Source organism: Streptomyces sp. NPDC107538, from assembly GCF_055657445.1.
Genome location: NZ_JBVKAY010000003.1, coordinates 658,652 through 681,589, shown reverse-complemented (window position 1 = coordinate 681,589; position 22,938 = coordinate 658,652). Strand labels below are relative to the sequence as shown.

Sequence of the window (22,938 nt, the reverse complement as noted above, 5' to 3'; positions counted from 1 at the left end):
GGCGTCTAACAAACGTTTGGGCGGCCCGCCGCGGCATCTAACAAACGTTTGGGCGGGCCCACCGTGCGCCCAACAAACGTTTGGGCGGCGCCACCGCATCGCCTAACGAACGTTTGGGCGGTAGGGCCTCGGCGCGTGATCCCGATCACAACTTGTCCACGCAGTCGAGCAGTCGGCTCCCGTCCTACGAGCAGCCTTGTTAGCCTTGGCCATAGCCCGGTCGCTGGTGCATCCCCCGTCGCCAGCGACCGGGCCCTTTCATGCCCGCGGCTTCATGCCTCCGGCACCCCGGCCCGGGCCCCGCCCGCCACGGTGAGCCAGTGGGCGATCCTGCGGACGGCCGTCTCGTCGAGTCCGTCCACGACGGCCTGGACGGCGGCCAGATCGTCCGGCGCGAGATCGTAGAGCCCGGCCTTGCCGAGGCCGGCCATCAGCACCTGTTGCCGCCGGTCGGTCAGACGCTCCTGAAACTTGCTGGGCGTACCGCCGGGAGCCTCGGCGGGCGCGCCGGGCGGTGGTTGCGGCGGGGCGGCCGCGGCCGGCGGGTCGTGCCGCTCCCACTCCCCGCCCCTGGGGCCCCACAGCACGGCGACCGGGTCGGCGTCGCGCGCCCGCAGGGTCTGGGTCATCTCGCCCATCGCGTAGGCGACGGGGAAGCGGTACGGCGACTCCGCGCCCACCCGCCAGGAGGACGAGGAGGGCTCGTAGAACATCGCGACCCAGCGCGGGGCACCGGGCGGCTGTGGGCTCTCGGGACGTGTCTGCACGGGGCTCATCCCTTCGGATACGGCGTTGCGGGCGACCATAACTGACGACCCGTCAGCTATCCAGGGCGTTACCCGTCACCCGCCCTCAGCCGTTCCATGCCTCGTCGTACGGGTCCTGGGGGGCCTTGACCGGCCTGGTGGTGGCGACGTGGAGGTACGGGACGGCGGTGCCGTTGAGGGGGTCCTTCGTGCGTTTCGGGGTGTAGGTGCCGGTGACCTCGATCCAGGTGTCGGGCTGGAGGACGGCCGGGAGTTCGCCGGTGAGGGCGATCTTCACGGGCTGGGCGTCGGCGGCACAGCAGTTGAGGGCCATGCGGACGAGGTACGGGGTGCCGGAGCCGTCGAACGCGAGGAACCCGGTGACCTTGAGCGGCCGGTCGGCGAGGGCGCGGCCCTTGTCGTAGACCGCGCGGCCGGCGTAGTCGGCGACGCTGAGGCGGAGCGGGCCGTCGGCGGGGAGCTTCGGATAGCCCCAGGGCTGTTCCTGGAGTGCCGTGCCGGTGCGCATCGCGGTGTAGGAACCGGCGGCGGGCGGGGCGACCAGGACGAGAGCGAGGAGGGGGAGGACGAGGAGCCAGGAGACCCGGGGCTCGCGGTGGGCGTGCGGCTCGCCGTGGCCGTCCTGTTCGCTGTCCTGTTGGCCGTCCTGTTGGCCGTGCTGTTCGCCGTCCTGCCGGCTGCGCTGTTCGCCGTCCTGGCGTCGCGCCCGGCGTTCGTACCAGAGCGTGGCGAGGGCGGCGGCTATGAGGACGAGGCCCGCGCCGATGAGGAGGGGGCGCAGGCCCGCCTTGACGTAGCGGAGGTAGAGGTCGGTGAAGCCGGCGTGCAGGAGGGCGCCGCCGGTGAGGAAGAGGATGACGGTCTGGGCCTGGCGGTTCACAGCAGCACCGCCCCGACGAGGGCCGACACCAGGATCGCGAGGGCGAAGGTGGCGGGGGCGAAGCGGAGCGCGAAGGCGCGGCCGAAGGTGGCGGTCTGCATGGCGAAGAGTTTCAGGTCGATCATCGGGCCGACGACCAGGAAGGCCAGCCGGGAGGTCAGGGAGAACTGGGTGAGCGAGGCCGCGACGAACGCGTCCGCCTCCGAGCAGATCGACAGCAGTACGGCCAGGACGGCGAGGGCGAGGATCGCGATGACGGGGTTGTCGGCGGCGGCGTTCAGCCAGCTCGCCGGGACGACCGCCTTGAGCGTGGCCGCCGCCATCGCGCCGACGACCAGGAAGCCGCCCGCGTGCATCACGTCGTGCCGCACCGAGCCCCAGAAGGCGGCGCCCTTGCTCTGCCCCTCGTAGGAGGGGCGCTCGGGCGGGCGCATCCACTCGCCACGACCCACTCCCTGCCACAGCCAGCCCATCGCGCAGGCCACCAGCAGGCTCGCCACGAGCCGGGCCAGCACCATTTCGGGGTTGCCCGGGAAGGCCACGGCGGTCGCCGTCAGGACGATCGGGTTGATGGCGGGGGCGGACAGGAGGAAGGCGAGCGCCGCCGCGGGCGTCACGCCCCGGCGCACGAGGGCGCCCGCGACCGGCACCGAGGCGCATTCGCAGCCCGGCAGTACCACCCCGGCCACGCCCGCCGCCGGTACCGCGAGCGCGGGCCGCTTCGGCAGGGCGCGGGCGAAGAACGAGGCCGGTACGAACACCGCGATGGCCGCGGACAGCAGCACCCCGATGACCAGGAACGGCAGGGCCTGCACGACCACCGCCACGAACACCGTCATCCAGCTCTGTGTCACGGGCGCGGACAGCAGACCGCGCAGCGGCCCCTGCGCGACCACCGCCAGCACGAGCACCATCGTGAGCAGCAGCGGCGGGTCGAGATGCCTCCCGCGCCCGGGGGCTTCTTCCTTGATTGTGGCCACGGGGGACGGTACCTCCGTAGGGAACGGCTGCGGCGAGCGGGCCTGTTCGACCCTTTCCTCCCATACGGCGCCCGGCGCGGGGTTGCTCACGGTCACCCTCGAATCCCGTTTTTAGTAATGGGATCCATTTTCATGTAGCGTCCGGTGCATCACCCTGTGGAGGAGGACCCCATGGCCGTACCCAAGCGGAAGATGTCCCGCAGCAACACCCGTCACCGTCGGGCCCAGTGGAAGGCGAGCACGCCGCAGCTGGTGCCGTTCACCGTCGACGGCGCCACCCATCTCGTACCGCAGCGGCTGCTGAAGGCGTACGAGCGCGGGCTGCTCCACCCCGAGGGATGAGGCCGTGACCACCACAGTCCGGGAACGACTGCCCGTCACCGTCCTGTCCGGGTTCCTCGGCGCGGGCAAGACCACCCTGCTCAACCATGTCCTCGCCAACCGTGAGGGGTTGCGGGTGGCGGTGATCGTCAACGACATGAGCGAGATCAACATCGACGCCGCGCTCGTACGGGGCGGCGAGGCGGCGCTGTCCCGCACCGAGGAGCGGCTCGTCGAGATGACCAACGGGTGCATCTGCTGCACCCTGCGCGACGATCTGCTGGAGGAGGTGGACCGGCTCGCGCGGGAGGGGCGTTTCGACTATCTGCTGATCGAGAGCTCCGGGATCTCCGAACCCATGCCGGTCGCCGCGACCTTCTCCTTCGCCCGGGACGACGGGGCCACGCTCGGGGATCTCGCGCGGCTCGACACCATGGTGACGGTGGTCGACGCGGTGAACTTCCTGCCGGAGCTGGCGGGTGGGGACGAGTTGGTGGCACGCGGGCTCGACCAGTACGAGGACGACGAGCGCACGGTGAGCGATCTCCTCATGGACCAGGTGGAGTTCGCCGATGTGATCGTGCTGAACAAGCTCGACCTGGTGGACGCGGCGACCGCCGAGCGGCTCGCGGCGGCGCTGGCGCGGCTCAATCCGGCGGCGCGGATCGTGCCGGTGCGTCATGGGCGGGTGCCGGTGGGCGAGGTGCTCGGCACGGGGGCGTTCGATCTCGAACGGGCTCAGGGGGCGCCGGGGTGGGTGCGGGAGCTGAACGGGGAGCATGTGCCGGAGACCGAGGAGTACGGCATCTCGTCGATGGTCTTCCGGGCCGAACGCCCCTTCCATCCCGGGCGGTTGTGGGCCTTTGTGACCGAGGCGCTCGACAGTGGGGCGTTCGGGGAGGTGTTGCGGTCCAAGGGGTTCTTCACGCTTGCCGGGCGGGCGGGGGTGGTGGGGTTGTGGTCGCAGGCGGGGGCGGTGGCGCGGTTCGAGCCGGCTGCGGTGGAGGCTGAAGAGGCCGCGTGGGCGCAGGAGTTGGTGTTCATCGGGACGGGGTTGCGGGGGGAGGCGTTGCGGGTGGCTCTGGGTGGGTGTCTGGTGCGGGAGGAGGAGGTTCGTTCCGGGGGTGTCCTCGACGATCCGTTTCCGGGGTGGGACATGCACGGGGTCGTCTGCGGGTGAGTGGGGGCTTCTCGCGCAGTTCCCCGCGCCCCCGCGCCCCCGCGCCCCTGAAAAAGCGGGCTGCGCCCTGCTTTTTCGGCCCTTTCGGGGGCGCGGGGAACTGCGCGAGAAGTCCCGCCGGGCCGCAGACGAATCACGGCCGAAGAACCTACGCTCCCGTACCCGCCCGCCGTCCCAACAGCTCCGCCAGTCCCCGCCTCGTCGCCGCCAGGACCACGCGGTCCTCGGCGCGGAGGACGTACGTGGGTGGGAGGTCCCAGACGAGGCCGGAGGGTGGGCCCGGTTCTCCGAGGGTGGCCGTGTCGAGGGCGAGGACTCGCCAGGCGCCGGGGCGGAAGGCCTCGGCGAGTGTGCGGCCCTCCAGGCGGGCGTGGCCGCGGACCTCGACGGCGGCGAAGAGGAGGACGCGGCGTTCGACGGGGATCGCGCCCAGGATCTGGCGGCCCATCATCGCCCCGGCGAACGCCGGCGCGGCGAGATGGGTGACGCTGCGGCTGCGGGTGAGGGCGCCCGGGTGCGCGGCGCGGAGGGTGCGGTAGACGGCGGTGGCGAAGTCGTCGTCGTAGAGGCGCAGGACGACGCGCAGGTCGGGGCGTACGGAACGGGCGTACAGGCCGGCTTCGAGGTTGGTCGTGTCGGAGCTGGTGACGGCGAGGAGGGCGTGGGCCCGGTGGATCTTGGCGGCCTCCAGGACGCCCTCCTGGGTCACGTCGCCGAGGATGACCGGGACCCGCAGGCGACGGGCCTCCGCGAGCCCGCGTGCCTCCGGGTCCTCCTCGACGCAGACGACCGGGATGTGGAGGTCGCGCAGCCGGGCCAGTACACGGGTGCCGATCTTGCCGAGGCCGAGGAGGACGACGTGTCCGGAGAGGCCGCGCGGCGGCTTGCGCAGGGCGGTGCCACTGCGGAACGTGCCGAGCGCCTCCAGCACGGCGGCCAGCAGCACCGGCAGCAGGAGTAAGCCCATGAGCCCGGAGAGGAGTTGGAGGACCTGGCGGGAGTCGCTCTGGTCGGTGGCCGGGTCGGCGATCCCGAAGAGGTCGAGGAGGGTCGCGTACGTCGCCTGCAGCGGGTGTTCGCCGGTGATCAGGATCTGGGCGACGGCCAGGGCGAACACGCATCCGATCATCCCCGCGAGGGACCAGCGCAGCCGCCGGGAGAGCAACGTCCCGAAGGCGCCCAGCGATCCGCCGCCCGCGCGGCCGGGCGGCAGTGCGGGGCCGGCGTAGCGGACGGTGTCGAGGACGACGGTTCCGCGGCCGGTCGCCTCCGCCACCGCCCGCTCGTCGGGGAGGAGTTGGGGGCCACGTTCCCCGCTGCCCTCGGAACCTTCGGTTCCGGCCGGGTCGTTGGTGGTGGCGGACAGGAGCGCGAGCGTGCACAGGCCGCCGCCCGGGCTCTGACCTGCCTGGTTCTGGCCGCGCCTGCCCGGCGGGCGTTCGACGGCCCGCAGCATCAGTCCGTCCGTCTGGACGACCTTGGTGGTGCCGACGACGGCGGTCGCGGCCAGCGCGGGGGCGGCCGTGTCGGCGTCGGAGAGGACGGTCGTCGAGGCGCCGAACCCGTCGACGCCGTCGGTGGCCGCGTCGCCCGTCGCCAACGCCGCCGCCTGGTCGAGGAGTTCCTCGATGTGCTGGCCGAGTCTGCGGTTGTAGAGCCGCAGGACGAGCCGCAGACGGGGGTTGAGGCGGCGGGCGGTGAGGGCCGCGCGGATGTTGGTCTCATCGTCGTCGTACACGAGTGCGAGGGCGGCGGCGCGTTCCACGCCGGCCTCGGCGAGGACGGCCTCGGTGGCTTCGCCGGCCTCCAGGATCCGTTCACCGCGTTCACCGCGATCGCCGTGTGTGCTGTGCGCGCCGTCGTTGTGGGTGGGCGGCTCGCCGGTCCGGTCCGTTCGGTCGCCTGTCGTCGGATCGCCGTTGCCCGCCGCCCGGTTGACCACCGCCGTCATCCGGTCGAGGAGGGAGGCGGCGGTCCGGGTCCGGCCGACGACCGGACGCTGCGCGATCCGTGCCGTGGGCGGTACGACGAGGGTGACCTGCTCCCGGTACACGGTCCGCAGTTCGGCGGCGAGCCGGTGCGCCAGCCCGTCGTCCCCGCAGACGACCATGTGCGCGCCGGAGTCGGCCGCCGGTCTGCTCCGGCCGCCCGGGACGGGCAGCCGGCCCACGCCGAGCGGACCGGACGGCGTGCCCGAACCTGCCCTCGCTGTCGGTCCGGTACGGCTGTTGTGCTGCGACGGGGTCCCCACAAGGCAGAAGACTGCCTCATCGACAGGGTCGGTTCCTGCGTGATCCGGATCACAGTTGGCGGTGTGAGTGCGACGCCGGGTGGAAATCCGTACTCAAGGGGGACGGGATGACGACGGTGTCCGGATGCGAGGATGGGGCGCCATGACCGCAGGGTGGGGTTCGCGCACGACACGCGCCGCGATGTTCGCGGCTGTCTGCGTGCTGCTCGCCGCCTTGGGCCACGTGATGATGTCCGGCCACCATGTGCCCTGGTGGGCCCTGGCCGCCGGGGCCGTCGCGACCGGGGTCGTCGGCTGGTGTCTGGCCGGGCGTGAGCGTGGACTCCCGCTGATCACGTCCGTCGTGGTGGCCGCCCAGACGGTCCTGCACTCGGGCTTCGAACTCGCCCAGTCGTCGACGACCGTGATGGCCCACAACGGCCCTATGGGTTCGGCGAGTTCGATGGGTTCGATGGGTTCGGCGAACTCGATGGGTTCGGCGACGCTCGTGGACATGGGTTCCGCCCACATGGTTCACACGGTCTCCACGGGTGGGGCCGGTCACATGGACCATGTGGACCACACCGGGTATCTCCTGGACGGCTCGTCCGCGTCCTCCTCGTCGCTCCTGTCCTCGCTCGCGTCCATGTACGCGTCGTCGTCCGGCATGTTCGCCGCGCATCTGCTGGCCGCGCTGCTGTGCGGACTGTGGCTCGCGTACGGCGAGCGCGCCGCGTTCGGGCTGCTGCGGGCCGTGGCCGGCTGGCTGGCCGCGCCGCTGCGGCTGTCGCTCGCGCTGACCGTCGTTGCGGAACGGCCGCGTCCCCGGGTGCGCCGGGGGCGTTCGGACCGCTCGCCGCGGCGGCTTCTTCTCGTCCATGCGCTCACTTCTCGGGGTCCGCCCGTCGGGGCCGCTGTCATCTGACGACAGCCGGTGACCCGACGCAGCCACCGCGCTCGCGCTTCGGGCTACGGCCGTACGCCGCCGCCGCGCGGGCCGTGCGGTCGGCTCCCTTCCTCACCGGACCGCCTACGCGTTCCCGGGTACGTACGTACGTACGCACGTACGCCCCGCACACCCGCCCGTCTGTACGACCGGTACGGCGGTGCCGTGCGGCTGTGTGCGGCCGTGTGCCCATGGGCCCGTGTCGGCGTCCGGATCCCCGGATGACCCGAGAAGGACACCAGGTGATCACACTTACTCCCCTGCCCTCGTCGATCCCGTCGGCCCGGTCCATGACCGACGAGTCGATAACCGCCTGGGCGCTCGCCGCCCGTGGCGGGGATCCGGAGGCCGTCGAACGGTTCGTCGGCGCGCTGCATCGTGACGTCCAGCGGTTCGTCGCCCACCTCTGTGCGGACCCGCAGGCGGTGGACGATCTCGCCCAGGACACGTTTCTGCGGGCGCTCGGCAGCCTGCATCGGTTCGAGGGGCGGTGCTCGGCGCGTACGTGGCTGCTGTCCATCGCGCGGCGGGCGGTGACCGACAGCTTCCGGTACGCGGCGGCTCGGCCGCGGCGTGCCGATGTGCCGGACTGGCGGCTGGCCGTCGAGGGTGCGCAGCCGCGTGGGCTGCCCGGGTTCGATGACGGGGTGGCGCTCGCCGATCTGTTGGGGGCGCTGCCTGAGGAACGGCGTGAGGCGTTCGTCCTCACGCAGATGATGGGGTTGTCCTACGAGGACGCGGCGGAGTTGACGGGGTGTCCCATCGGTACCGTGCGGTCGCGGGTGGCTCGGGCTCGGGGCACGCTTGTGCGGTTGCTGGCTGCGGCGGAGGAGGAGGTGTTGGCTGCCGCGTGAGGGGCTGTGTTTTCTCGCCCCCGCCGCCCCTACCCGTCCCATCCCCCAGGGGCTGCGCCCCTTCGACCCCCTTCCTTCGCGCTCCGCGCGGGGTGGGTGGGTATGCGCGGGTTCGGTGGGGGTGGGTGGGTACGCGCGGGTTCGGTGGGGGTGGGTGGGTACGCGCGGGTCCGGTGGGGCGGGTGGGTACGTGCGGGGCGCGAGGGTGGGTGGGTATGCGCGGGTTCGGTGGGGCTTCTCGCGCAGTTCCCCGCGCCCCTGGGGAGGCCTGCGGCCTTCCCAGGGGAGGTCTCCGCGCCCCTGGGAGCAGGGGCGCGGGGTCTTGGGTCAGGGCGCGCGTGGGGGGAGGTGGTGGTTGGCGAAGGTCAGTTCCAGGTGGAGTTGTTTGATGCGTTCGTCGACTACCAGGGAGCCGTGGCCCGCGTCGTAGCGGTAGACCTCGTGGATGGCGGAGCGGGCGGCCAGGCGGTCGACGTAGTTGTCGATCTGGCGGATGGGGCACCGGGGGTCGTTGACGCCGGCGGAGATGTAGACGGGGGCCTTGACCGCGTCGACGTACGTCAGCGGTGACGACGCCTCGAAGCGCTCGGGCACCTCCTCGGGCGTGCCCCCGAGGAGCGTGCGGTCCATCGCCTTGAGCGCCTCCATCTCGTCGTGATACGCGGTGACATAGTCGGCGACGGGCACCGCGGCGATGCCGAGGGTCCAGGCCTCCGGCTCGGTCCCCAGGCCGAGGAGGGTGAGGTAGCCGCCCCAGGAGCCACCGGTGAGGATCAGCCGCTCGGGATCGGCGAACCCCGAACCCACCGCCCACTCCCGGACCGCCGCGATGTCCTCCAGCTCGATCAGCCCGACCCGGTGCTTGAGCGCGTCGGTCCAGGCCCGGCCGTACCCGGTGGAACCCCGGTAGTTGACGCGGATCACCGCGTACCCGTGGTCGAGCCAGGCGGCCGGGCCCGCCGCGAAGGCGTCGCTGTCGTGCCAGGTCGGGCCGCCGTGGATGTCGAAGACGGTGGGGTACGGGCCGGAGACTCCCGCCGGGCGCTGGACGAGGGCGTGGACGCGCCCGCCGGGGGTGTCCACCCAGACGTCCTCCACCGGCACCGAACCGGGGGACTTCAGACCGGGCGGGTCGAGGACCACCTCGCCCGTGGTGGAGCGGACGACCGGCGGTTCGGCGGCCGAGGACCACAGGTACTCCACGCTGCCGTCGGGGCGGGGCGTGGCCGCGGAGACGGTGCCTCGCGGGGTGTCCACGCGGTCCAGGGCCCGGGTCGCCAGGTCGTAGCGGAACAGTTCGCTGCGGGCCTCGAAGCTGTGGGCGACGAGCAGGGCGGAGCCGTCCGGGTACCACTCGGCGCTCAGGTCGCCCGCCAGCCGGTCGGCGAGCCCGAGGTCGGTCTCCTCGCCGGAGACCACGTCCCAGACGAGCGGCTCCCAACGGCCGCCCCGCTGGTGGCCGATGAGCAGCCGGGTGTCGCCGCCGACGGGCGCGAAGCCCATCACCTCAAGGCCCAGCTCGATCGTGCCGCCCTTGGTGTCGTCCAGCTCGGCGACCGCCGTACCGTCCGGGCGGACCACGCGCAGCGCCGAGTGCATCGCGTCGCCGTGCTCGGTGTGCTCGATCGCGATCAGCGAACCGTCGTGCGAGAGGTCGCCGACGCCGGCCGACTCACGGTGGCGGTAGATCTCGACGGGGGCCTCGCCCTGCCGGGACAGATGGATGGTGGAGCCGTCCTCGTCGGTGGAGCGGCCGACGACCGCCGTACGGCCGTCGCGGCCGAGGGCGAGGCCCGCCGGGTACGACGGCTCCAGGCCCGGGGCCCCTTCGTCGTCCGGGCCGCCCCCGAACGGCTGGCGGCGCCAGACGCCGAACTCGTCGCCGTCCTTGTCGTCGAACCACCAGATCCACTCGCCGTCGGGCGAGAGCACCCCGTCCGTCGTGCCGTTGGCCCGGTTCGTGGCCTGACGCTGCTCGCCCGTGGCACGGTCCCACGCGTACAACTCGTAGGTGCCCGTGGCGTTGGAGACGAACAGCGAGCGGTGCGGCGCGTCCTCCGCCCAGTCCGGCAGGGACACCCTCGGCGCCCGGAACCTCTTCTCCCAGTCGGGCATGGACCCGCTCTGCTGCTGCGGGGTGGACCCGTTGCTCTCAGTCATGGCCCCATACTGCCCCGCCCGCACGACAATGTGCCGCCGAGGTCCCCAGCCTGTGGATAACTTCGGCCCGCGGCGGCCCCGGCGGGGTTCGTCCGGGCCGGTTGTCAGTGGCGGGGTGCAGACTCGCCGCATGACCTCAACGACTTCTGGCACCGATCTGCGCAAGACCGTCGAGCGTTTCTGGGCCACCGCCGAGGCCCGGGACTGGGCCGCTTTCGCCGAGACCCTGGCGGAGGACATCGTGTACGACCTGCCGCAGACACGGGAGCGGATCCGCGGCCGGGAGCGGTATGTGGAGTTCAACCGGGAGTACCCGGGCGACTGGCACGCCCGGATAGAGCGGATCGTCGCGGAGGCGGGGCAGGTCGTCAGCTGGATCCACTTCACCGTGGGACTGGAGGAGATGTACGGGATCTCCTTCTTCACGGGGGACGAGGACGGCCGGATCGTCGCGATCACCGACTTCTGGCCCGAGCCGTACGAGCCGCCGGTGGGGCGGGAGCATCTTGTCGAGCGCTACTGAGGCGAGTACGGCTGAGGCGAGTACGGCTGAGGCGAGCGGCGCTGAGCCGAGCGCCGCTGAGCGGTGGGCCGCCGGGGTCGTGGGGACCGACCCCGCGGCCGGGCGCCCGGCGCGGGCACCGTACGGTGGAAGGCGTGTACCGGTTTCTGCTGACGCCCCGATGGTGGGGGATCAACGTCTTCGTGCTGCTCGCCATCCCGTTCTGCGTGTTCATGGGGTCCTGGCAGCTGAGCCGGTTCGAGGACCGGATGCAGGACCATCGCGCGGCGACCGAGCGGATCGACCCGGCGGACCGGGCCCCGGCGCGCCCGCTGGCCGAGCTGCTGCCGGTGGACAAGGAGACCTCGGGCGAACTGGCCACGGTGACGGGCGAGTACGGCGAGCAGCTCCTCGTCCCGAACCGCGAGGTGGACGGCAGGAACGGCTTCTACGTACTGACGCTGCTGCGCACCGACGACGGCAGGGCCCTGCCGGTCGTACGGGGCTGGCTGCCGGGCACCGCGGACGCCGGCCGTGCCCCGGCGGCGCCCTCCGGCGAGGTCACCGTCACCGGTGCGCTCCAGTCGTCCGAGACCCCGGGGTCGAACGGCGTGCCCGTCCAGGGCGGGCTCCCCGCCGGGCAGACGTCGGCGATCAGTGCGGCGACGCTGGTGAATCAGGTTCCGGACGACCTGTACGACGCCTGGATCACGCTCGACAAGGCCGACTCGGGCATGACGGCCGTGCCCGCGACCGCCCCACAGGACACCGGGCTCGACCTCAAGGCCTTCCAGAACCTCGGCTACACCGGCGAGTGGTTCGTCTTCGCCGGCTTCGTCGTCTTCATGTGGTTCCGCCTCGTCCGCCGCGAGATCGAGTTCATCCGCGACACGGAACTGGGCCTCGTCCCGGACCCGGACCTCCCGGACCCGGACCTCCCGGACACCGACCACCCGGCCGAGGCCCCCTCCCGGGCGGCCGAGCCGGCCCAGTAGCGCCCGGTCAGGTTCCCGCCATCAGACCCGTGCGGTAGACCACGCCCGCGCATGCGTTGCTGACGGCCGTCGTGAAGGTGGCGATGCCGCCCTCGGTGGTGTGGGAGACCAGCACACTGCCGTCGACCACGCCGTCCTCGGTGAAGAGCTGGGTGGAGACGGAGTTGGCGCCGTCGGTGGTGGTTCCGGGGGTCGCCTCCCCCGTGGGCGTCGGGTCCGGTGACGGGTCAGTGCCACCGGTGCCGCCGTCGGTCGTACCGCCGCTGGTGGTGGGACAGGGCTCGGACGGCACCCAGGCGAACTGCACCTCGTACGCCGCTCCCGGCGCCAGCACCAGCTGGGCCAGGGACAGTGCCGGGTCGGGCAGTCCGGCCGCGGCGTCGCCCGCGACATGGGGCGACACGGTGATCTTGGACGCGTCCGCGGCGCCCTGCGGGGTGGTGCTCACGCCGCCCGAGCCGGTGACCGTACAGCTCGTGCCGGAGATGTTGGAGACGCGGAACGTGCCGTAGACGGCGCCGCTGGAGTCCGGTGCGCCGACGCTGCCGCCGCCGCCGAGCTGGGACGCCGTGCACAGGGAGTCGGCGGCGGTCGTGGGCGTCGCCTGGGCGCCGCCCGTGGAGCCGTTGCTCTGGCCCTTGCCCTTGTCGCCCTTGTTCTTGCCGGTGTTCTTGCCGGACTCCTTGGAGCCGCCGGATGAGCCGCCCGACTTACCGCCCCCGCCGGTCTGCCCCTTGGTCTGGCCGGCCGACTCCTGCGTCTGCGAACCGTTGCCCATGATCGAGGGGTTGACGTCGGGGCCGGTGGAGTTGGAGACATGGACGAGGGCCGGGATCGCCGTGCCGATGAAGAGCGCGGCGGCGGCCATGCCGACGACGGCCTGCCGCTTGCGCGCCCGGCGCGCCGGGACCGCCCGCCGCAGATGCTCCAGCGTGCCGTCCCTGGGCTCGATCTCCGACACCGCCTGCTGCAGCAGATTGCGCAGCGCCAGCTCCTCCGACGGTCCCGAGCCGTTGCGTCCCGGGCCGTTGAGTCCCGAGCCGTTGAGTCCCGAGCCGTTCGGACTCACCGACGACAGCGCGCCGAGCCGCAGGCCCGCGACGACCGGCTGCTCGTCCGTACCCGGGTCAGCCGCGTTCAGATCAGCCGCGTTCAGGTCAGCCGAATTCAGGTCGGCGGCCCCGGAGTCGTCCGGGTGTGAGTCGTCCGGAGCGCGGCCTTCGAGATCCTGGCCCTTGGGGTGGGGGCCTTGTTCTTCGGGGCCGTGATTCACAGTTCCGTTCCCAGCGTGCGAGTGCGTGTCGTCCTGCTCTTCGGGCCCGCGCCCCCCGGCGTTCCCGTCCTGCCCGTTTTGCTCGTTCTGCTTGTCCTGCTCGTCCTCGTCCCGGCGTCCCCAGGAGGCGCGCCTGCGGGCACCGAGTTCGTCCCTGCCGTCCCTGCCGTCCGCACTCATGCCGTCGCCTCCATGGCGACCCGCAGTGCCGCGATGCCCCGGGAGCCGTACGCCTTGACCGAACCCAGCGATATCCCGAGCGTCTCGGCGACCTGGGCCTCGGTCATGTCGGCGAAGTAGCGCAGCACGAGAACCTCGCGCTGACGGCGCTGGAGCCCCTTCATCGCCTTGATGAGGGAGTCGCGCTCCAGCTGGTCGTACGCGCCCTCCTCCGCGCTCGCCATGTCGGGCATCGGCTTCGAGAGCAGCTTCAGCCCGAGGATGCGGCGGCGCAGGGCGGAGCGCGAGAGGTTCACGACCGTCTGGCGCAGATAGGCGAGCGTCTTCTCCGGGTCACGGACCCGCTTGCGCGCCGAGTGCACGCGGATGAATGCCTCCTGGACGACGTCCTCGCAGGAGGCGGTGTCGTCGAGGAGGAGCGCCGCGAGCCCGAGAAGCGAGCGGTAGTGGGCCCGGTAGGTCTCGGTGAGATGGTCGACCGTCGTACCGGAGGCCTCCACCGTCGACGTGTCGTCCGCGCCGTCGCGCTGGTTGGGTATGCGGGTCGGCCGCGCCGCAGGCATCGGCGCGATCACCGGCATGCCGCCGGCCGAACCGGGCAAGCGGGGACGGCGGGGTGGACGCAGGGTGGTGCCCCTCGTCTGGACCGCGGTGAAATCGAGTACCTCTGCCACGCCTGTTGGACCCGCGTCCCCCCGTCGGGGTTGTACGCGCCAGGCATCTCTTTTGCGTCAGACCGTACGTGTGTCCGTATGACACCTGCGCCGGCCGGTGCGGCCCGCCGAACACCGGACAGCGCGTCGAACGCTCTCATGCGTACCAGCTCTTCCCCTGTGCCCCGAGTGTTGGCGCCCAGCCCCGCCGAAGGGCGCCCGTGAAAGACGCTCCCCGTCCGCCGCGCGGTTGCGGCGGACGGGGAGAAAAAATCCTCGATCACCGGGAGGCCTGAATCAACCCGGAAATCCCGCGACGGCCCGGCCGGAAATCCTCCGTCCGCCGAACCACCGACTCGAAGAACTTACACGCCGCCGCGGACAACCGGCCCACGCGCCGGAACTCGGGGGTTCGGGTGCGCCGGCGACCGCGGGTCCGGTGGGGCTCCTCGCGCAACGCACCCCACCCCGCCCCGCCCCCCAGAGGGCCTACGCGCTCTTCACCACCAGCTCCGCCACCTGCGCCGCGTTCAAGGCGGACCCTTTGCGAAGGTTGTCCCCGCAGACGAACAGCTCCAACGCCGTCGGATCGTCGAGCGCCCTCCGCACCCGCCCGACCCACGTCGGGTCCGTGCCCACGACATCCGCCGGGGTGGGGAACTCCCCCGCGCCCGGATCGTCGAAGAGGACGACCCCGGGGGCCGTGGCCAGGATCTCGCGCGCCTTGGCGACCGTGACCTCCCCCTCGAAGCGGGCGTGCAGCGTGAGGGAGTGCGCGGTGACGACCGGCACCCGGACGCAGGTCACGGCGACCGGCAGCTTCGGCAGGCCGAGGATCTTGCGGGACTCGTCCCGGACCTTCATCTCCTCCGAGGACCAGCCGTCCGAGCGGAGCGACCCCGCCCACGGCACCACGTTCAGCGCCACCGGCTCCGGGAACGGCCCGGTGTTGTCGCCCACGGCCCGCCGTACGTCACCGGGGGTGGTCCCCAGCTCCGTACCGGCGACGAGGGCGATCTGCTGCCGCAGGGTCTCCACGCCGGCCCGGCCCGCACCGCTGACCGCCTGGTACGAGGAGGCCACCAGCCCGCGCAGCCCGAACTCGGCGTGCAGCGCGCCCAGCGCCACGATCATGGAGAGGGTCGTGCAGTTGGGGTTGGCGATGATCCCGCGCGGCCGGTTCCGGGCGGCGTGCGCGTTGACCTCGGGGACGACGAGGGGCACCTCCGGGTCCATCCGGAAGGCGCCCGAGTTGTCCACCACGACCGCGCCCTTGGCGGCGGCGATCGGTGCCCAGCGCTCCGCGATCTCGTCGGGGACGTCGAACATGGCGACGTCGACCCCGTCGAAGGAGTCCTCCGACAGGGCCGTCACCTCGACCTGCTCCCCGCGCACGGCCAGCTTGCGGCCGGCCGAGCGCGAGGAGGCGATGAGCCGGATCTCGCCCCAGATGTCCGCCCGGTGGGACAGGATCTGGAGCATGACGGTGCCGACGGCACCGGTGGCGCCCACGACGGCGAGCGTCGGCCTGCCGGTGCGCCCGGCATCGACGGCCATCAGTGGCCGTCGCCTTCGTGGAGTGCGGCCATCAGTGGCCGCATCCGTCGACGAGGACGGTCATCAGCGACCCGTACCCCCGTAGACGACGGCCTCGTCGCTGTCGGAGTCGAGCCCGAAGGCGGAGTGCACGGCGCGCACGGCCTCGGGGACGTCGTCGGCGCGGGTGACAACCGAGATACGGATCTCGGAGGTCGAGATCAGCTCGATGTTCACGCCCGCGTCGGAGAGGGCCTCGAAGAAGGAGGCGGTGACGCCCGGGTTGGTCTTCATGCCCGCGCCGACCAGGGAGATCTTGCCGATCTGGTCGTCGTAGCGCAGCGAGTCGAAGCCGATGCCCGCCTTGTTCTTCTCCAGGGCGTCGATGGCCTTGCGGCCCTCGGTCTTGGGGAGGGTGAAAGAGATGTCCGTCAGGCCGGTCGTCACGGCGGAGACGTTCTGCACCACCATGTCGATGTTGACCTCGGCGTCCGCGATGGCGCGGAAGATCGCGGCGGCCTCGCCCGGCTTGTCCGGGACGCCGACGACCGTGACCTTGGCCTCGGAGACGTCGTGGGCGACTCCGGAGATGATGGCGTGCTCCACCTTGTGGTCCCCTTGCGACTCTGGCTTCTCGTTGCTGACCCAGGTGCCCGGCAGTCCGGAGAAGGACGAGCGGACGTGGATCGGGATGTTGTAGCGGCGGGCGTACTCGACACAGCGGTGGAGCAGCACCTTCGAACCGGACGCCGCCAGTTCGAGCATGTCCTCGGAGGAGATCCAGTCGATCTTCTTCGCCTTCTTCACGACCCGCGGGTCGGCGGTGAAGACGCCGTCGACGTCGGTGTAGATCTCACAGACCTCGGCGTCCAGCGCGGCGGCCAGCGCGACGGCGGTCGTGTCCGAGCCGCCGCGGCCGAGGGTGGTGATGTCCTTCTTGTCCGCGCTGACACCCTGGAAACCGGCGACGATGGCGATGTTGCCCTCGTCCAGCGCGGTCCGGATGCGGCCGGGCGTGACATCGATGATCCGGGCTTTGTTGTGGACCGAGTCGGTGATGACGCCTGCCTGGCTGCCGGTGAACGACTGGGCCTCGTGACCCAGGTTTTTGATCGCCATGGCCAGCAGCGCCATGGAGATCCGCTCTCCGGCGGTCAGCAGCATGTCGAACTCACGCCCGGCAGGCATGGGTGACACCTGCTCCGCGAGATCGATCAGCTCGTCCGTCGTGTCGCCCATCGCGGAAACGACGACGACCACCTGGTGGCCGTTCTTCTTCGCTTCCACGATCCGCTTGGCGACGCGCTTGATGCCCTCGGCATCGGCTACGGAGGAGCCTCCGTACTTCTGCACGACAAGGCCCACGTGCGCTCCTCGCTCCGTTTCAGTCCCTTATCCGCCCATACACACGCACTCGGACGTGCTGCGGCGGTCGGCTCAGTCTAACGAGCGGCCGAATTTCCCTTCCCAGGTATCGCATGGTGAGATGTCCCGCTCACCCTTTGATCACCTGGGTTTTCTCCGGACGGTCCACCGATTTCACCCGGCTTCTCGCCCCGAACCCTCGACCGCTCCGGGAACGTCTCTGCCCAGGTCGGGGCCGAACAGTCGACGGCGGCCCGGAAAAGTGCCGGGCGTCACACCAAGGGCCCCTCCCCGCCTCCCGCGGCCGGATGGAACGGCAACTTTCAAGCACCGGGGTCGTCAAGCACTAGGGTCATGGCGTGCGCGTACTTCTGGTGGAAGACGACGAGCCGGTCGCCGAGTCCCTGCGACGAGGGCTCCTGCGATACGGCTTCGAGGTGGAGTGGGTCAACACGGGCGGGGCGGCGCTCTCGTACGACGGCCCGTACGACGTCGTCCTCCTCGATCTCGGGCTGCCCGACACCGACGGCCTCGACGTCTGCAAGGTCCTGCGGGGCCGCAGCCAGGTGCCGATCATCGTGATCAGCGCCCGCAGCGACGAGACGGACCGCGTGGTCGGGCTGGAGCTGGGCGCCGACGACTACGTCTCCAAGCCGTTCGGCGTGCGCGAGGTGATCGCCCGCATAAGGGCGGTGATGCGTCGCGTCCAGCCGCGCGCCGCCGACGCGCCCCCGGCCGGCCCCGACCGCTACGGCCCCCGCCTCACCGTCGACCGCAAGGCCGCGCGCGTGCGTCTGGACGGTACGGAGGTGGCGCTCGCGCCGAAGGAGTACGACCTCCTCGCCTTCCTCACCGAGGAGCCGGGCGCGCTGATGTCGCGCGAGCAGATCATGGAGGCGGTCTGGGACGCGAACTGGTTCGGGCCGACGAAGACGCTGGACGTCCATGTGGCGGCGCTGCGGCGCAAGCTCGCCGGGGCGATCACCATCGAGGCGGTCCGGGGCGTGGGCTTCCGGCTCATCGTGAACGAGAACGAGGCCGCGGGCTCCGGCGCGGGCTCAGCCACGGGCGCGGGCTCCGATGGCAGTGAGGGCTCCGGCGCGTCATGATCCGTCAGCTCATCCGCAGCTATGTGCTCCTCGTGGCCGTGGCGATCGCGCTGTTCACCGTGCCGGTGGCGTTCACGCTCACGGACCAGCTGCGGGACGACACCAGCGACGCCGTGAAGCGCGAGGCCGGGACCATGGCCCGGCTGCTGGGCACCGGTGACACGGCCTCCTGCGAGGCCCTGGCGCAGCTGGCCGGCGCGTACCCGCCCAACGAGGAGAAGGTCGAGGTCACCGCGACCGACCGGTGCGCGCGGGCGAAGCTGCCGGAACCGGAGGCCGACACGGCGCTGACCGACGCCCTGGAGCACGGCAGGACCACCGTCGACTGGGGCTCCGACTTCATCTGGGGCGAGAACCTGGTGGTCACGGTCCCCGCCTTCGAGCGCTCGGCGGCCGAGAAGTCGGAGTCGGAGGCCGGGTCGGAGTCTGAAGCGGAAGCAGAAGCAGAAGCGGGAGCAGAAGCGGAGCCGAAGAAGGTCGTTGGCGCCGTACGGATCATGTTCTCCACCGACCATCTCACCTACCGTCTCTGGACGATCTGGGGCTTCCGGGCGGGGCTGGCCGTCCTGGTCCTGGCGGCGGCCGCGTTCATCGGCGTGTTCGCCGCCCGCCGCCTGACCGCCCCGCTGCGCCAGCTCAACGAGATGGCGAGCAAGATGAGCGACGGTGATCTGACCGCCCGCTCCCCCGTCACCGGCCCCCAGGAGACCCAGACCCTGGCGCGCACGCTCAACCAGGCGGGCGAGCGCCTGGACACGCTGATCGCCTCGCAGCGGATCTTCGTCGCCGACGCCTCCCACCAGCTCCGTACGCCCCTCACGGCCCTGCGCCTGTCGCTGGACAACATCGCGGACGGCACGGACGACGAGTTCGTACGGGAGGACGTGGAGCAGGCGACCGCCGAGGTGGTCCGGATGAGCCGCCTGGTCAACGGCCTGCTGGTGCTGGCGCGGGCCGAGGCGAAGGTGACGGCGGCGGAACCGCTGTCCCTGCGCGAGATCATCGGGGAACGTCTCGACGTGTGGAGGCCGGCCGCCGACGAGCGCGGAGTCACCATCGCGCTCAGGGGGAGTGCCGACGGCCGGCTGCTTGTGCTGGCCAGTCCCGGTCACTTGGAGCAGGTACTGGACAACGTGCTCTCCAACGCCCTGGAGGTCTCACCGGACGGTGCGACCATCACGGTCTCGGTGGAGACCCGGGGCGAGGAGGTGGTGCTGTCGGTGCTGGACCAGGGGCCCGGTATGTCGGACGCCGAGAAGTCCCGCGCCTTCGACCGCTTCTGGCGCGGTCAGGGCCTCACCGGGAAGTCGGGTTCGGGCCTCGGCCTCGCCGTCGTCAAGCAACTCGTCACCGACGACAACGGGACCGTGACCCTCAAGGACGCGCCCGGAGGCGGCCTGTGCGTCGCGCTCACGCTGCGCGCGGCGCGACACGGGGGTGGCTGAGCCGGGGGGTGTGGCTCAGCCACGATCTGGGGGCTCAGCCCTCGGGCATCGCGGACGAGTGGTGGTTGACGATCTTCCACACGCCGTTCCGCTTCTCGTACTCGTAGGTGTAGCGGGCCTCGACGACACGCTTCTTGCCGGTCTTCGGGTCGGTGAGCGTGAAGGCGTACGTACCGGCGTCGAGCGCGGAGTTGCTGTCGAGGACGTTGATGTGCGACTTGATCTTCTTGCCGACCGGCTTGTTCTCCAGGAAGTGGTCGAAGTAGTCGACGATGCCGGCGCGGTCGGTGCGGACCTTGTTGGAGACGGTCGGCAGCAGCACCGCGTCCTTGGCGTACCGGTCGGCCACCTTCTTCGAACTACCGGTCTGCAGCGCCTTGTTCCAGCCGTCGAAGAGCGCCGCGATCTCCTTCTTGGACGGCTTCTTCGGCGCGGCCTCGGCCCCGGCCGTGCTGACCCCGACGGTGACCGTACCCGCGGTGACGACTGCGACCGCCGTGACGATGGCGGCGCGTATCCGGTTCTTCCTGGTCATCGCGATCTCCCCTGCGAACTCGGTGTGTTACTGCCTCCGCTTCCTGTGCGGTGGAAGTGACTCAAGATTCGCGTGGGGGCGGTTAGGGGCGGTGCAGCGGACGTACAGGGCTGATGCAAGGAACGAACAACTCACACAGGGCGAGCAGTCGACTACTCCAAGCGAGCATTCGACTGCTTCTCGGTCATGCCGAAACGCTCCATTACGTACTGAAGCGGGCGCTCGTCCCGCCGGTCACCGTCGGCGGCCTCCAGGCACTCTTCCATGAGTTCCGAGAAGAGCGTCTTCGCGCGGGTCCTCTCCCCGACGCGCGATACGAGGTTGATGTGCACCACCCGCAGTTCCAAGGTGACGGGATCCAGGCCACCCAGGATGTTCCGGTGCGACACGACCAGCCGTTCGGCCAGTTCGAGGGCGACCGCCGTTTCTCCGGTGGCCCGCAGCGTGTGGAGGCGCCACCGTTCGAGGAACGCGACATCCGGGTCGTCCTCGTCGAGTATCTCGGCGGCTTCGGCGAGCAGCGCCTCGACGCCAGGCAGATCCGGCGTTGTCCAGGTGATCATGTTCAGCCTCAGCCGAAGGCGGAACAGCAACGGGTCGTCGGAGGCCAGGACCAGCGTGCCCCGCTCGACGTTCTCACGGGCGATGGCCTCCGCCTTGGCGGAGTCCACCTCGGAGAGTGCGAGGGCGAGTGCGTCACGCGGCCTCAGCGTGCGGACGTCACCGGCGCCGAACCGGCGGACGGCGTCCTCCAGATCCTGCTCCAGCAGTGCGGCGGCCTGCCCATGGTCACGGCTCATCAGGTGCAACAGGGTCTTCGTATGGCGGACGACACGGGCGGCCTCCGCGCTCTCCCCGTGACGTTCCAAACCGGCGGCGCCCCTCTCGCCCAGCGCCATGGCGCGCACCGGGTCGGTCCTCGAGAGGTGCGCACCGGCATGCGCGAAGAGCATGGCCAGTTCCTCGGTGTCGGAGTCCGGTGGCGTATGACTCGCCATCGCCTCGACGTGCCTGACCCAGACCTGCGCCGCCTCGCCCCAGATCGTGTCCTTGGGGCGGACCTGGTGCAGCAGGCGGGCGACGAAGTTGCGGACACCGATGTCCGACGCGGGCTCCGCGGTCCGGGACACCGCCTGGACCAGACGGTGGACGGAGATCATGTCGCCGTCCAGCCGGATCATGCTGTAGGCGGCGAGGCGCCGCAGGCCTTCGGTCAGCTCGACGGGGTCCGCGAGCCCGTTCAGGTAGGCCCGTGGAATGCCGTCCTGCGCGCACCAGGCGATCGTCCGCAGGATGCCCTTGGCGGCCCGGGTGTCGGCCAGCCGGTTCAGAGTGATGTGCCACACCCTCGCGACCGTCCGCTCCGCGTCACCGCCCTCCGCCGTGGCGGCGTACATGTCGGCCGGACGGTGCGCGGCCAGGTCGAGGTAGGTGCGCGGGGTGACAGACGCCTCGCGGCAGTAGGCGGCGGCCTGGTCGATGGCCAGGGGCAGACGCCCCAGTTCGGCACAGAGTTCCTCGACACCGTCCGTCTGACCCTCGTAGATCGTCGTGAACAGGTCGACAGCTTCGTCACGTGCGAGAACATCCAGTTCCAAGGTGTGTGCGATCCCACGCCAACTCGTCGCTCCCCGGCGGGTGGTGACGAGGAACCGGCCGTTCGCCGTCCGTGCGAGCAGTGGTTCGATGTCGGCGGGGTCGTCGACGTTGTCGAGGACGAGGAGCCAGCCGTCGTGGGCGGAGAGCCACTGGAGCGTACGTTCCCGGAGGGCCGCCTCCGGGAGGGTGCCGGCCAGCGCGGGCGCCAGGGCCCGGCCCAAGTCCGCGAGACCCGCGTCGAGTTGGGCCCGGGACTCGGCGGCGATCCACCAGACGGGGTTGACGTCGGCGCCCCGCCCGGCGGCCCACCGCGCGGCCAGTGTCGACTTCCCGACCCCGCCGAGCCCGTGCACGGCGTGCACCACGACACCGCCGGGCTCCTCGAACGCCGCGTCCAGCAGGGCGAGTTCCCGCTCCCGCCCCACGAACTGCGCGGTCCGCCGGGGCAGATACCGCACCGGCCAGGTCACCTCCCCGACCGCGAGCGCCTCCGCGGGCAGGACGGTCGCCCGTTCCACCTGAGTGACGAAGTCCCCGGCGGCCACCTGCCCGATGTCCCGCCCGGCCGCGACGGCCCGCTCCCCGGAGGCCTCCACCGAACGTCCCCCGGACGCTTCCTCCCCCGCCGCCACGTCACTCACCGTTCGCCCCGTTCCACGCACGACCCGTGGGACACATCATGGCGTCGGGGACACAACAGGTCACGCGAAATGGGCGCGGACGTGGGCGAGGACGAGGGCGAGGGCTTGAGCGACTGTCACGGTCGCTCGACGCGGATGCGTTTACGGCCCGCGCAGTCGGCCAGGGCTCGGATGTCCCCCAGGTCGTCGGTGAGGATCGGCGCCTCGTCGTAGGCGATGGACGCTAGGACGACGCTGGCGTCGATGACGTCGGCGGTCTTGTTCTCCTGGCAGAGAAGCGCCGCCGCCTTGGCGAACGTCGCGTTGAACGGCAGCACCTCGCATCCGCGCAGTACGCGATGGAGCGCCACGGCCTTCGGACGCCTGTCCCAGCCCTGTGCGAGAACCCCCGCCGGGACGATGGGCACCTTCCCGGCGCCGATCAACCCGAAGTGCCGATGCAGGAAACGCCGGTCGTTCTTGGCGGCGGCGATCAGCGCGCCCGTGTCGTAGACGATGTGCGTCATGCGCTGCGGCGCTCCTTCCGCGACTCGCCGAAGAGGTCGTCGATCCACGCGTCGACCTCAGCCGTCTCCTCGGCCGTCGGCCGGCCGTGCTCGTCGAAGTGCTCCTCCATCGCCCACAGCCCTTCGCGCAGGACGCGTCGCTTGTCGAGGTACTGCTCCAGCGCCCGGCTGACCACAGTCGAGATCTGCTCGTCCTCGGCCTCGGCGCACTGCCGTAGCGCCTTGCCGAGTTCGGCGTCGAGACTCACGCTGAACTTCACCTTCTCTGGCATATTACGAAT

The 22,938-nt window shown here is 71.3% G+C and carries 21 protein-coding genes; 8 read left to right on the top strand and 13 right to left on the bottom strand.

Annotated features, from left to right (window positions below):
• Positions 1 to 272: 272 nt before the first annotated feature.
• From ACZ7MG_RS13595 to ACZ7MG_RS13585, 3 genes are all read right to left on the bottom strand, one after another.
• The gene (locus tag ACZ7MG_RS13595; protein ID WP_471390183.1) at positions 273 to 776 is read right to left on the bottom strand and encodes a hypothetical protein; all 504 of its coding nucleotides are present in this window, start codon (positions 774 to 776) and stop codon (positions 273 to 275) included.
• Between the two features lie 76 nt (positions 777 to 852).
• Positions 853 to 1,647, bottom strand: coding sequence for a TIGR03943 family putative permease subunit (locus ACZ7MG_RS13590; protein ID WP_471390180.1), 795 nt, complete (start codon positions 1,645 to 1,647; stop codon positions 853 to 855).
• Positions 1,644 to 2,627 carry a permease gene (locus ACZ7MG_RS13585; protein WP_471390177.1) on the bottom strand — a complete coding sequence of 328 codons (984 nt, stop codon included), beginning with the start codon at positions 2,625 to 2,627 and terminating at the stop codon, positions 1,644 to 1,646. The genes ACZ7MG_RS13590 and ACZ7MG_RS13585 overlap by 4 nt, the downstream gene beginning before the upstream one ends.
• A gap of 171 nt (positions 2,628 to 2,798) precedes the next feature.
• Here ACZ7MG_RS13585 and rpmF point away from each other — a divergent pair, with 171 nt between their 5' ends.
• Both rpmF and ACZ7MG_RS13575 read left to right on the top strand, forming a co-directional pair.
• Complete coding sequence (gene rpmF / locus ACZ7MG_RS13580) at positions 2,799 to 2,969, top strand: 50S ribosomal protein L32 (protein ID WP_037702654.1); 171 nt, start codon at positions 2,799 to 2,801, stop codon at positions 2,967 to 2,969.
• A 4-nt stretch (positions 2,970 to 2,973) separates the two neighbouring features.
• Complete coding sequence (locus ACZ7MG_RS13575) at positions 2,974 to 4,128, top strand: GTP-binding protein (RefSeq protein WP_471390174.1); 1,155 nt, start codon at positions 2,974 to 2,976, stop codon at positions 4,126 to 4,128.
• Positions 4,129 to 4,276: 148 nt separating this feature from the next.
• Here the strand turns inward: ACZ7MG_RS13575 and ACZ7MG_RS13570 are convergent, their stop codons facing one another.
• A complete protein-coding gene (locus tag ACZ7MG_RS13570) occupies positions 4,277 to 6,238 on the bottom strand; it encodes an NAD-binding protein (protein ID WP_471390644.1) in 1,962 nt (653 codons plus the stop codon).
• A 283-nt stretch (positions 6,239 to 6,521) separates the two neighbouring features.
• On the opposite strand from ACZ7MG_RS13570, the gene ACZ7MG_RS13565 reads away from it, so the two are divergent.
• Together ACZ7MG_RS13565 and ACZ7MG_RS13560 are read left to right on the top strand one after the other, a co-directional pair.
• On the top strand, positions 6,522 to 7,283 hold the full coding sequence (locus ACZ7MG_RS13565; protein ID WP_471390171.1) for a hypothetical protein: 762 nt from the start codon (positions 6,522 to 6,524) through the stop codon (positions 7,281 to 7,283).
• 311 nt (positions 7,284 to 7,594) lie between these two features.
• On the top strand, positions 7,595 to 8,158 hold the full coding sequence (locus ACZ7MG_RS13560; protein ID WP_471390642.1) for a sigma-70 family RNA polymerase sigma factor: 564 nt from the start codon (positions 7,595 to 7,597) through the stop codon (positions 8,156 to 8,158).
• A gap of 327 nt (positions 8,159 to 8,485) precedes the next feature.
• Here the strand turns inward: ACZ7MG_RS13560 and ACZ7MG_RS13555 are convergent, their stop codons facing one another.
• Positions 8,486 to 10,318, bottom strand: a complete 1,833-nt coding sequence (locus ACZ7MG_RS13555; protein WP_471390168.1) for a S9 family peptidase — start codon at positions 10,316 to 10,318, stop codon at positions 8,486 to 8,488.
• A 130-nt stretch (positions 10,319 to 10,448) separates the two neighbouring features.
• Here ACZ7MG_RS13555 and ACZ7MG_RS13550 point away from each other — a divergent pair, with 130 nt between their 5' ends.
• Both ACZ7MG_RS13550 and ACZ7MG_RS13545 read left to right on the top strand, forming a co-directional pair.
• Positions 10,449 to 10,841, top strand: a complete 393-nt coding sequence (locus tag ACZ7MG_RS13550) for a nuclear transport factor 2 family protein (RefSeq protein WP_471390165.1) — start codon at positions 10,449 to 10,451, stop codon at positions 10,839 to 10,841.
• Positions 10,842 to 10,975: 134 nt separating this feature from the next.
• Complete coding sequence (locus tag ACZ7MG_RS13545; protein ID WP_471390162.1) at positions 10,976 to 11,815, top strand: SURF1 family protein; 840 nt, start codon at positions 10,976 to 10,978, stop codon at positions 11,813 to 11,815.
• 7 nt (positions 11,816 to 11,822) lie between these two features.
• Here the strand turns inward: ACZ7MG_RS13545 and ACZ7MG_RS13540 are convergent, their stop codons facing one another.
• The 4 genes from ACZ7MG_RS13540 to ACZ7MG_RS13525 form a co-directional block, all read right to left on the bottom strand.
• Positions 11,823 to 13,268 carry a hypothetical protein gene (locus ACZ7MG_RS13540; RefSeq protein WP_471390159.1) on the bottom strand — a complete coding sequence of 482 codons (1,446 nt, stop codon included), beginning with the start codon at positions 13,266 to 13,268 and terminating at the stop codon, positions 11,823 to 11,825.
• Positions 13,265 to 13,942: a SigE family RNA polymerase sigma factor gene (locus ACZ7MG_RS13535; RefSeq protein WP_471390156.1), complete on the bottom strand. Its 678-nt coding sequence runs from the start codon at positions 13,940 to 13,942 to the stop codon at positions 13,265 to 13,267. The genes ACZ7MG_RS13540 and ACZ7MG_RS13535 overlap by 4 nt, the downstream gene beginning before the upstream one ends.
• A gap of 468 nt (positions 13,943 to 14,410) precedes the next feature.
• Positions 14,411 to 15,478 (bottom strand): aspartate-semialdehyde dehydrogenase, encoded by a 1,068-nt coding sequence (locus ACZ7MG_RS13530; protein ID WP_471390153.1) that lies wholly within the window; start codon positions 15,476 to 15,478, stop codon positions 14,411 to 14,413.
• A 63-nt stretch (positions 15,479 to 15,541) separates the two neighbouring features.
• Positions 15,542 to 16,822: an aspartate kinase gene (locus tag ACZ7MG_RS13525; protein ID WP_471390150.1), complete on the bottom strand. Its 1,281-nt coding sequence runs from the start codon at positions 16,820 to 16,822 to the stop codon at positions 15,542 to 15,544.
• A 359-nt stretch (positions 16,823 to 17,181) separates the two neighbouring features.
• Between ACZ7MG_RS13525 and ACZ7MG_RS13520 the strand changes: the two genes are divergently transcribed.
• Positions 17,182 to 17,931 (top strand): response regulator transcription factor, encoded by a 750-nt coding sequence (locus ACZ7MG_RS13520; RefSeq protein WP_471390147.1) that lies wholly within the window; start codon positions 17,182 to 17,184, stop codon positions 17,929 to 17,931.
• Positions 17,928 to 19,376, top strand: coding sequence for a HAMP domain-containing sensor histidine kinase (locus ACZ7MG_RS13515; protein ID WP_471390144.1), 1,449 nt, complete (start codon positions 17,928 to 17,930; stop codon positions 19,374 to 19,376). The genes ACZ7MG_RS13520 and ACZ7MG_RS13515 overlap by 4 nt, the downstream gene beginning before the upstream one ends.
• A gap of 34 nt (positions 19,377 to 19,410) precedes the next feature.
• On the opposite strand, the gene ACZ7MG_RS13510 is transcribed toward ACZ7MG_RS13515, so the two are convergent.
• The 4 genes from ACZ7MG_RS13510 to ACZ7MG_RS13495 all read right to left on the bottom strand — a co-directional run bounded on the left by ACZ7MG_RS13510 (position 19,411) and on the right by ACZ7MG_RS13495 (position 22,929).
• Positions 19,411 to 19,911, bottom strand: coding sequence for an SgcJ/EcaC family oxidoreductase (locus tag ACZ7MG_RS13510; RefSeq protein ID WP_471390141.1), 501 nt, complete (start codon positions 19,909 to 19,911; stop codon positions 19,411 to 19,413).
• Between the two features lie 152 nt (positions 19,912 to 20,063).
• Positions 20,064 to 22,151 (bottom strand): NB-ARC domain-containing protein, encoded by a 2,088-nt coding sequence (locus ACZ7MG_RS13505; protein WP_471390139.1) that lies wholly within the window; start codon positions 22,149 to 22,151, stop codon positions 20,064 to 20,066.
• Between the two features lie 116 nt (positions 22,152 to 22,267).
• Positions 22,268 to 22,657 carry a twitching motility protein PilT gene (locus tag ACZ7MG_RS13500; RefSeq protein WP_471390137.1) on the bottom strand — a complete coding sequence of 130 codons (390 nt, stop codon included), beginning with the start codon at positions 22,655 to 22,657 and terminating at the stop codon, positions 22,268 to 22,270.
• Positions 22,654 to 22,929, bottom strand: coding sequence for a hypothetical protein (locus ACZ7MG_RS13495; protein ID WP_471390134.1), 276 nt, complete (start codon positions 22,927 to 22,929; stop codon positions 22,654 to 22,656). Before ACZ7MG_RS13495 ends, ACZ7MG_RS13500 begins: the two co-directional genes overlap by 4 nt.
• Between the last annotated feature and the right edge of the window lie 9 nt (positions 22,930 to 22,938).

Bases quoted from the DNA above. Each gene is read 5' to 3' on its own strand.
- ACZ7MG_RS13595 (WP_471390183.1), bottom strand. From the start codon at position 776: ATGAGCCCCGTGCAGACACGTCCCGAGAGCCCACAGCCGCCCGGTGCC.
- ACZ7MG_RS13500 (WP_471390137.1), bottom strand. From the start codon at position 22,657: ATGACGCACATCGTCTACGACACGGGCGCGCTGATCGCCGCCGCCAAG.
- rpmF (WP_037702654.1), top strand. From the start codon at position 2,799: ATGGCCGTACCCAAGCGGAAGATGTCCCGCAGCAACACCCGTCACCGT.
- ACZ7MG_RS13555 (WP_471390168.1), bottom strand. From the start codon at position 10,318: ATGACTGAGAGCAACGGGTCCACCCCGCAGCAGCAGAGCGGGTCCATG.
- ACZ7MG_RS13515 (WP_471390144.1), top strand. From the start codon at position 17,928: ATGATCCGTCAGCTCATCCGCAGCTATGTGCTCCTCGTGGCCGTGGCG.
- ACZ7MG_RS13510 (WP_471390141.1), bottom strand. From the start codon at position 19,911: ATGACCAGGAAGAACCGGATACGCGCCGCCATCGTCACGGCGGTCGCA.
- ACZ7MG_RS13540 (WP_471390159.1), bottom strand. From the start codon at position 13,268: ATGAGTGCGGACGGCAGGGACGGCAGGGACGAACTCGGTGCCCGCAGG.
- ACZ7MG_RS13550 (WP_471390165.1), top strand. From the start codon at position 10,449: ATGACCTCAACGACTTCTGGCACCGATCTGCGCAAGACCGTCGAGCGT.
- ACZ7MG_RS13565 (WP_471390171.1), top strand. From the start codon at position 6,522: ATGACCGCAGGGTGGGGTTCGCGCACGACACGCGCCGCGATGTTCGCG.
- ACZ7MG_RS13570 (WP_471390644.1), bottom strand. From the start codon at position 6,238: ATGGTCGTCTGCGGGGACGACGGGCTGGCGCACCGGCTCGCCGCCGAA.
- ACZ7MG_RS13495 (WP_471390134.1), bottom strand. From the start codon at position 22,929: ATGCCAGAGAAGGTGAAGTTCAGCGTGAGTCTCGACGCCGAACTCGGC.
- ACZ7MG_RS13530 (WP_471390153.1), bottom strand. From the start codon at position 15,478: ATGGCCGTCGATGCCGGGCGCACCGGCAGGCCGACGCTCGCCGTCGTG.
- ACZ7MG_RS13560 (WP_471390642.1), top strand. From the start codon at position 7,595: ATGACCGACGAGTCGATAACCGCCTGGGCGCTCGCCGCCCGTGGCGGG.